Source organism: Mesorhizobium sp. M7A.F.Ca.CA.004.06.1.1 (genome assembly GCF_003999135.1).
Lineage (GTDB): Bacteria > Pseudomonadota > Alphaproteobacteria > Rhizobiales > Rhizobiaceae > Mesorhizobium.
In genome coordinates this window covers 1-2,984 of sequence record NZ_RZPQ01000728.1, presented here as the reverse complement: position 1 = coordinate 2,984, position 2,984 = coordinate 1, and the positions used below count along the sequence as shown (strand labels likewise).

4 protein-coding genes are annotated in these 2,984 nt (G+C 62.3%); 3 read left to right on the top strand and 1 reads right to left on the bottom strand.

Going from position 1 to position 2,984, the window contains the following annotated elements; translation table 11 throughout:
- Positions 1-608: 3-hydroxyisobutyryl-CoA hydrolase (locus tag EN906_RS29125; RefSeq protein ID WP_206529195.1), on the bottom strand; the 608-nt coding region annotated here is incomplete at its 3' end.
- Positions 609-855: 247 nt separating this feature from the next.
- Here EN906_RS29125 and EN906_RS29120 point away from each other — a divergent pair.
- The 3 genes from EN906_RS29120 to EN906_RS29110 all read left to right on the top strand — a co-directional run.
- The gene (locus EN906_RS29120; protein ID WP_245484352.1) at positions 856-1,632 is read left to right on the top strand and encodes a DUF2066 domain-containing protein; all 777 of its coding nucleotides are present in this window, start codon (positions 856-858) and stop codon (positions 1,630-1,632) included.
- An 89-nt stretch (positions 1,633-1,721) separates the two neighbouring features.
- Positions 1,722-2,759 (top strand): porphobilinogen synthase, encoded by a 1,038-nt coding sequence (hemB, locus tag EN906_RS29115; RefSeq protein WP_127272719.1) that lies wholly within the window; start codon positions 1,722-1,724, stop codon positions 2,757-2,759.
- Positions 2,760-2,799: 40 nt separating this feature from the next.
- On the top strand, positions 2,800-2,984 hold a 185-nt coding region (locus EN906_RS29110), incomplete at its 3' end, for a nucleotidyltransferase domain-containing protein (RefSeq protein ID WP_206529194.1).

The following is a 2,984-nucleotide window of genomic DNA, read 5'->3' as shown; positions in this document are numbered from 1 at the left end:
GACAGGGTCAGCGCCAGGCGGTCGAGAAAGCCAGCCTGGTCCTCGGCCTTGATGGTGTGGGTGGCCAGCCCCGACCACAGCGCATCGCCATAGCGGATGCGATTGCCGGTCAGCGCCAGATACATGCCGAAGGAGCCGCCGAGATCAGGCAGCAGGTGGCTGGCGCCAACATCCGGAAAAAAGCCGATGCCGACCTCCGGCATGGCAAATTGGGCATTCTCGGTCATCACCCGGTGCGAGCCATGGAAGGAGATACCGACGCCGCCACCCATGACGATACCGTCGATCAGGGCGACATAAGGTTTCCTAAAACTGTTGATGCGGGCATTGAGGCGATATTCATCGGCGAAGAACTCGACCGGCGGTTTTCCCGCCCGGCCTGTCTCATAGACATGCAGGATATCGCCGCCGGCCGAAAAGGCCCTGCCCTCTGCCTTGACGACGATGACGTCCATGCCCTGGTCGGCTTCCCAGGCGGAAAGAGCAGCGTCGAGCGCCCTGATCATGCCGTGCGTCAAGGCATTGAGCGCCTGCGGCCGCGTCAAGGTGACGACGCCGGCCCGGCCCAGATGTTCGAAGCGGATCTCGTCGCCTCCGCCAAAATCCATCGTGAAGAATCCCTCCCCCGGCCGCCGGGATTGAAGTGCTAAAGCGTGGCGCATGGGTGCGTCAATGGCGAGCACACCGGTGCAAGCTCTGGCCCGGACCAGGAGCGAGTGCTAAAAATCGAGCTGCAATACTGAAAAACTGGATAGAGTTCATTGCAGCGCAGCTCTGGCGGGTCTTCGAACGGGACGGTTGTTTATGACTCGATTTTCGCGCCTTGCGCCGGTGGCAATCGGGCTGAGCATCTGCTTGACTGTTCACCGGGTCATGGCGGCGACTTTGGAAGACCTCTACAATTCGCAGACCATCGTCAACGGCAAATACGAGAAGAACCGCCAGTCCGGCTTCAAGCGCTGCCTCGACGCGGTTCTGGTGCGGGTTTCCGGCGATCAGCGCCTGCCGGCGAAACCTGAAATGACGGCATTGCGCGACAAGGCCGGCAGCTTCGTCGCAGGCTTTCGCTACCGCGACCGCATGGAAGGCATTCCCAACCATGACGATCAGGGCACGTACGATCGGCCCCACAACCTTTCCTGCCAGTACAAGCCGGCTGAAATCGACCCGGTGCTGGCTTCGCTCGGCAGCAGGCCGTGGCTGGCCGAGCGGCCGCGGCTGGCGGTGTTTTTGACGACCGAGCGCGGAACAATGCATTATGCGCTCGATGCCGACGACGACCGTGGCATGCCGATGCGCGAATCGTTCGGCAATGCCGCCGTACCGCTGGCCATGCAGGTGGCTTTTCCCACGGCGGCGCAGCTGTCGCGGGCCGGATTGGACGATCAGGCGCTTCGCAATGCCGAGATGACGAAGCTCGACACACTGGCGAAGAAGACCGGCGCCGACCAGGCGCTTTCCGGCAGTCTCGTCTGGAGCGACAAGGAACTGGGCTGGATCGCCGACTGGCGGCTGGCCGCGGCCGGCAAGACCTACATCTGGCAGGTGCGCGGTGTCGGCTTCGACGAGGCTTTCCGTGTCGCCATCAGGGGCGCAGCACAGATTCTGTCAGGCAATGGGCAACCCGAATAGACTTCGACCGGATCGCTGGCACAATCGTGCCGCATTGGTCAGCAGCGGGAGCTCGTGGTAAAAGCCTGCCCGAACGAGAGTATTTAGCGATGAACAAATTCACCCCCGCAAAGCCCGCCGGCGCGCGCGGCGTCGACGAGATCACCGGCAGCCGCCGTCTGCGCCGCATGCGCAAGGCCGACTGGTCGCGCCGTCTCGTGCAGGAGAACCGGCTCACGGTCGACGACCTGATCTGGCCGATCTTCGTCGTCGAGGGCAAGGGTGTCCGCGAGCCGATCGCCGCCATGCCCGGCGTCTTCCGCCTGTCGATCGATCTCGCCGTCAAGGAGGCCGAGCGCGCGGCGAAACTCGGCATTCCGGCACTCGCCACCTTCCCCAATGTGGACATCTCGCTGCGCGACCAGACCGGCTCGCATATCCTCGATCCCGACAATGTCATCAACCGCGCCACCCGTGCGATCAAGGATGCGGTGCCGCAGATCGGCATCATCACCGACGCCGCGCTCGACCCATTCACCAGCCACGGCCATGACGGCATCCTGCGCGACGGCATCATCGTCAATGATGAGACGGTGGAACAGGTGACCGCCGCTGCCGTCATCCAGGCGGCCGCCGGCGCCGACATCATCGCGCCGTCCGACATGATGGACGGCCGCATCGGCGCCATCCGGGACGCGCTTGACGCCAATGGTTTTCAGGACGTCGCGATCATGTCCTATGCGACCAAATTCGCCTCGGCCTTCTACGGTCCCTATCGCGAGGCGGTGGGCACCGCCGGTCTGCTCAAGGGCGACAAGAAGACCTATTACATCGACCATGCCAATTCCGACGAGGCGGTGAGGGAGGCCGAACAGGACATCGCCGAGGGCGCCGACATGCTGATGGTCAAGCCCGGCCTGCCCTATCTCGACATCATCCGGCGGCTGAAGGACGAGTTCCAGATGCCGACCTTCGCCTACCAGGTGTCGGGCGAATATTCGATGATCAAGGCGGCAGGCGCCAATGGCTGGATCGACGGCGAGAAGGCAATGCTGGAATCGCTGCTCGCCTTCAAGCGCGCCGGGTGCGACGGCATCCTGACCTATTTCGCACCCGAAGTGGCGGAGATGCTGAAGGGAGGCCGCTAGGTCGCTTTGGAATTTTAACGCAATCCGCTAGAATGAATTCATGAGCAGGAATGAGGTGATAAAGCGGTTGCAGAGAAATGCAGATGCCATCAAAGGCATGGGCGCGACTTCGCTTTATCTGTTCGGATCGATTTTACGGGGCGACGCAGGACCTGACAGCGATCTCGACCTCTTCATCGATTATGATCCTGCAAGACGCTTTTCGCTGATTGATCTGGTCGGCAT